The 5174-nt window shown below is 43.8% G+C and carries 6 protein-coding genes and 1 pseudogene; 4 read left to right on the top strand and 3 right to left on the bottom strand.

The window, feature by feature from the left end:
- A pseudogene (locus tag CGZ90_RS21130) lies at positions 1 to 132 on the bottom strand (Organic hydroperoxide resistance protein OhrA); the annotation flags it as partial.
- A 259-nt stretch (positions 133 to 391) separates the two neighbouring features.
- Here CGZ90_RS21130 and CGZ90_RS19365 point away from each other — a divergent pair.
- Positions 392 to 1261 carry an esterase/lipase family protein gene (locus CGZ90_RS19365; RefSeq protein WP_094254143.1) on the top strand — a complete coding sequence of 290 codons (870 nt, stop codon included), beginning with the start codon at positions 392 to 394 and terminating at the stop codon, positions 1259 to 1261.
- Positions 1262 to 1307: 46 nt separating this feature from the next.
- Here the strand turns inward: CGZ90_RS19365 and CGZ90_RS19360 are convergent, their stop codons facing one another.
- Positions 1308 to 1703, bottom strand: coding sequence for a hypothetical protein (locus tag CGZ90_RS19360; protein WP_094254142.1), 396 nt, complete (start codon positions 1701 to 1703; stop codon positions 1308 to 1310).
- Positions 1704 to 1831: 128 nt separating this feature from the next.
- Between CGZ90_RS19360 and CGZ90_RS19355 the strand changes: the two genes are divergently transcribed.
- Positions 1832 to 2578: a sugar phosphate isomerase/epimerase family protein gene (locus CGZ90_RS19355; RefSeq protein WP_094254141.1), complete on the top strand. Its 747-nt coding sequence runs from the start codon at positions 1832 to 1834 to the stop codon at positions 2576 to 2578.
- Between the two features lie 33 nt (positions 2579 to 2611).
- On the opposite strand, the gene CGZ90_RS19350 is transcribed toward CGZ90_RS19355, so the two are convergent.
- Positions 2612 to 2995 (bottom strand): hypothetical protein, encoded by a 384-nt coding sequence (locus CGZ90_RS19350; RefSeq protein WP_094254140.1) that lies wholly within the window; start codon positions 2993 to 2995, stop codon positions 2612 to 2614.
- Positions 2996 to 3126: 131 nt separating this feature from the next.
- On the opposite strand from CGZ90_RS19350, the gene CGZ90_RS19345 reads away from it, so the two are divergent.
- Together CGZ90_RS19345 and CGZ90_RS19340 are read left to right on the top strand one after the other, a co-directional pair.
- Positions 3127 to 4446: a S1C family serine protease gene (locus CGZ90_RS19345; protein ID WP_240515494.1), complete on the top strand. Its 1320-nt coding sequence runs from the start codon at positions 3127 to 3129 to the stop codon at positions 4444 to 4446.
- A gap of 128 nt (positions 4447 to 4574) precedes the next feature.
- Entirely contained in the window at positions 4575 to 4985 is a 411-nt protein-coding gene (locus CGZ90_RS19340; protein WP_094254139.1) for a VOC family protein, read from the top strand.
- Positions 4986 to 5174: the final 189 nt, after the last annotated feature.

Here is a 5174-nt window from a genome sequence, read left to right as displayed (position 1 = left end):
CTCTGGCAGTTCCTTTGCCCGCGGAGTTCCCGGCATCGCGATCTCATGATTGATGACACCATCTTCAGAATGTACCTTTCCTTCTCTCCCGCCAACAGCGGAAACAGCTACTGTAAACATCGGATTAGACAATAAGATCAACCCTTCCATTATTTTTTGTTTCTATTTATTCATTCACTAAATTTTTAAAACTAAACATACTGATAATCATTATCTATTATCCAGACTTTACCTGATGCCCTTTGCCTATTGAAAGGTTGACAGCGCTTTCAAATTCTTGTTTAATGTAGACAAGTTAATACTTAACGTGTTGGAGAACTGGAGACGCACACAAGACCTGCTTTATGGGATTGATGTGTGTCTTTTTTATTAATAGAGAGGTGATGAATTGATGAAGAAATGGTTTGCATTTATATTGGCTGGTTTATGTTTGTTCAGTATGCTTGGAATAGATAACGCTCCTTCCGCTAAAGCGGCAAGTGGACTTTCAGGCGGCTTTCTCGCCGAAGAAGGCACACCGCCTCCTGGAGCCAATGATCCAAATTGCCGTCCAACTCCTGACAAACCTTATCCTGTCGTCCTCGTTCCTGGAACGTTTGAAACGATGGAGCGCAACTGGATTAACCTTGCGCCGCTTTTAAAAGATAAAGGCTATTGTGTGTTTGCGCTGAACTACGGATACAGCAACGGCGTTCCAGCTTCAGGTCCGATCGCGGATTCCGCTGCTGAGCTTAAAACATTTGTTGATAACGTACTTGCGCTGACGGGTGCTGATAAAGTGTCAATCGTCGGCCACAGCCAAGGCGGGATGATGCCGCGCCAATATATGAAGTTCCTTGGCGGCGCAGATAAAGTGGAGGATCTGATCGGACTCGTCCCTTCCAATCACGGAACAGATGGTGTGGCTGGGCTGTCCAAGCTGACTTCAACCGGAGCGGATGTTACCTCCTGTGCCGCATGCAAGGATCAGGCGACAGGTTCAGACTTCCTTACGAATCTGAACAGCGGTGACGAAACGCCTGGCAGTGCTTCCTACACTGTTGTGACAACAAGGAACGATGAGATCGTTGTGCCGTATCACTCTGCATTCCTTAATGGAGATGAAAAAGAAACGGCGAACATCACGATTCAGGATTATTTCGCCTATGACCAAATTGAACACCAGAACATCGCCCAAGATCCGCTTGCATTTAAGTTCGTATTTGACGCATTAGAACATGACGGGCCAGCGGTTGGAAAAAGAGCTTCAGGACTGTTTTAATCTGAAAACGCCAATCAGCAATTAAGTTTTGCTGATTGGCGTTTTTTTAATCTACAAGTCCCAGCCCTATAAAATCTAAGCTCTTTTTATCGGCGTAAACAATCATATTATTGGGGATTGAGTTGCTTGTTGTAGAGAAGTCAATGGCATATACTTCTTTTCCTGCATAGGATTTATCTTTGACTAAAGTCATCATATCTTTGCTTAGAGTTACCGTAGAAACTTTCGCATCCTTCCACGTTCCTTTAATTCGTTCTCTGCTTCTTGGATCCAATTGGTTCCATACTGCTTCTTTGACATCTCCAGTTTTCACTGCATCTTCAGATTTAATTTTAACATCGCTTTGCTCTTTCTTTTCCGTGCTCTTCTGGACAACGCTTTGACCCGAACAAGCTGCTAACCCTAACGTAAGAATAAGCCCAGATACTAAATATTTTTTCATCAGCGCACTCCTTTCCATACTTTTCCAATTAGATGAATATATTCGGCATATAAAAGCGTTTTCCTTTCCGCAATCTTCCCGCTTAAATAAACTATAGAAGACACTTCATTTGAGAGGAGCTTTTTAATATGAAGAATATCCCTATTGCGCTGCAGCTTTATACGCTGCGTGAAGCGAGTGAAAAAGATTTTATCGGAACCTTGAAAAGAGTGGCTGATATCGGATTTGACGGCGTAGAGTTTGCCGGATACGGAGGACTTGATACTAAGGAACTCAGAAACGTCATTGACTCACTTGGTCTAAGTGCAGCTTCAAGTCATGTGCCGCTTGAAGATTTGCGTAACAATCTAGAGCGGTCGATCGAGCAGCAGCTGATTCTGGGAAGTAAATACATTGTATGTCCCTATCTTGAAGAGAATGAAAGAGAAGAAAAAGATTATATCCAGCTGATTGAGCTGCTTAACCGTGCAGGAGAAAAGTGTGCGGACCACGGCATTAGTCTTTGCTACCATAATCACGATTTTGAACTAAAAAAATTGAGCGATGGCCGGACAGCACTGCAAACCATTCTGGAAGAAACAAACCCGGCATGGGTACAAGCAGAGTTTGATATTTATTGGATCACATATGCAGGACAAGAACCAGCAGATTGGATTAAACGCTACAACAACCGTACCCCTCTTGTCCATCTTAAAGACATGACAACTGACAGCGAGCGTTTCTTCGCCGAACTCGGTACTGGCGGTGTACAGCTCAGCTCTGTGCTCGATATAGGTGAGGCAGCAAACGTCGACTGGTGGGTGGTTGAGCAGGATGTGTCCAGGCGCGATCCGTTTGAAAGTGTTGCTATTAGTTTGGATTACTTAAAAAAATAATTGAAAGGGACTCACTGAGAGTCCTTTTCTTATTTAGTTGTATTTGTTTTGACCATCCTCTGTGTACACTCTTCGGTTCTTTGCTGCTTCCATAATCCAGTCATCTAAAGACTTTTTAGAAAAGAGGTATTCATCCCCTGCTTTTAAATATGGAAACATCATGCCTTCAAAGGAGCCTGTATTCTCTAACAAAATTTCTTCCTGAATAATGATTTTTTCGATAAAATCCTCTTTCATATGTAAGTAATCTGCAGCTTCAGACAGCGTGAATACTTCTCCTGCTGCTTCTGCTGGCACAGCAGCAGTACTAACTGAGCTTTTGTCGGCAAATGTTTTTCCGGCAATGAATCCTCCAAAAAGTATACTTACTGCTAAAATTAAAATCATGACGTTATTTCTCATATCTTCACCTTCCATATTTTGTACTCCACTTTTTCTGCACCTTAGAGCGATTATCCTTTTTTAGACAAATGTGCCCGTATTATTTTTATGTACAATATAACAACTCTTCCTCTTCAGAATATATTGCCATTAACTTGATTTGAGAGGTGAGGTATTTGAAGAAGAGAGCGTTTTGGACGATTCCTGTCAGTGTGCTGCTCGCAGCGGCTATTGCCGTCTCGTTCTTTCTTATGGGCATACAGCCGGAATCCTCTGGCATCTCGAAAGCACAGAAACTCGCAGAGATGTCGAAGCCGGCAGTTGTACGTATTCTCGATTATGCAGTGGTAGACTGGCAGTTCAGCGGAACGAATCCTGATGTTGCCGAATACATGAATGCCGTGCAATACAGAAGTGTTTTTGGCGGTTCAGGATCCGGAGCCATTATTAGTCCAGACGGCTATATTGTTACAAACGCACATGTGGTGAACGGTTCACAGCTTAAAGAAGAAGAAATCGCCAATATCGCCTTTGAACAGCTCGTTGGCGAGATCGCCGATTATTATGGTTACAACTATCAAGCAGTATACGATTATATGGTTCAGTACACTCTTTACACGAACGTGGAAAAGGTGCTGAAGGTTATCCTTCCTGGAGGGGATGAGCTGGCAGGCGAAGTAAAAAGCTATGGCGGAATGGATAATGCCGGGAAAGACGTTGCCGTAGTTAAAGTAGAAGCGAAAAACCTGCCAACATTAAAATTCGGAAACTCTGATAACATCGAAAACCAAGATAACATCTGGGTCATCGGTTATCCGGCTGCGGCTAACTCCGACGTTCTCTCACAGGATTCGTCCCTAGTCTCCTCGATGAACGCAGGACAAATATCCGCTACATCAAAGAAAACCGAACAAGGAAGCCCTGTCATTCAGCTGAATGCCGCCTCCACGCACGGAAACAGCGGAGGACCAGTCATTAATGATAAAGGCGAAATTGTCGGACTGCTCACGTTCCGCGGCGACACGGTCAACGGCCAGGAAGTTCAAGGATTCAACTTTGCTGTACCAGTTAATACGGTAAAAGAGTTCGTGAACCAAGCAGGCGCTAAGAACAAAAAAGGCGATATCGATAAACTTTATGAAGAAGGATTGATTTATTATTGGGGCGGCTATTACAAAAACGCCCTCGAGAAGTTCGAAGCAGTTGAAAGGCTGTATTCCAAGCACTCAGAGGTCAACCGATACATCTCGCTCGCCGAGAAAAAGGCACCTGACAGCAAAAAACTCTGGTCAGATTACTCGACCATTTTCTATATCGCTGACGGCATATTCCTGCTTCTTATTGTCTTCTTGATGCTGTTCACCTTCGTGATGAAACCGAAGCAGCCTAAACCAGCAGCCGCCGCACCTGCAGCTGTGAATATCAATGTGCAGGATATCCTGCTCGCTCTGCAAAAACAGCAGGAAGAGAATAAAAAAGACGATTAACTTAGTTGAGCCGGCATCATTTAATGCCGGCTCATTCATTTTGTCGAACGAATGTTCTTGTTTTGCAGCTGAAACCGAATTAAAATGAGTGAGAACAGCATTACATAATCGTTGGGAGAGTGTTTGTTATGAAAGGACAAGCGACACCGTATTTAACGTTCGGCGGAAATGCAAGACAAGCCCTTGAATTTTATAAAGAAGTGTTTGGCGGAGAAATCCTGAACATCCAGACGTTTGGAGAAGCAGATTTTCCGACACCGCCTGAGATGGATGAGCGTATCATGCATGCACAGTTTAAGAAGGGCGAGCTTTTCCTTATGGCTTCTGACTCGTTCCTCGGACAGGAGCTCCCGAACGGCAGCAATATGTCCCTCGTACTTGAGCTCGAAAGCGAAGAGGAAATCCAAAGCCTCTATGAAAAGCTGAAGCAGGACGGCAATGTTTTAATGGAGCTTCAGGACACATTTTGGGGCGCAAAGTACGGCAAAGTAAAAGACGCTTACGGCATCACGTGGGATTTAAACTTACAAAAAGCATAAACAGTATGAACCCCTGCAGAAGAAAAGCTGCAGGGTCTTTCTTTTTAAAGGAGGATTATCGACATGAATAATTGTGAGGCTGCTTATCTTGCGGGAATCATAGATGGTGAGGGCAGTATTACACTTACTCGGATGCAAGCTAATGAATTTAGACGCCCATGCATAAGCATATCATCAACCGACAAAGAA

Source organism: Fictibacillus aquaticus, assembly GCF_002245695.1.
GTDB lineage: Bacteria > Bacillota > Bacilli > Bacillales > Fictibacillaceae > Fictibacillus > Fictibacillus aquaticus.
The sequence above is the reverse complement of the archived record's forward strand: the minus strand, read 5'-3'. Positions and strand labels throughout refer to the sequence as shown.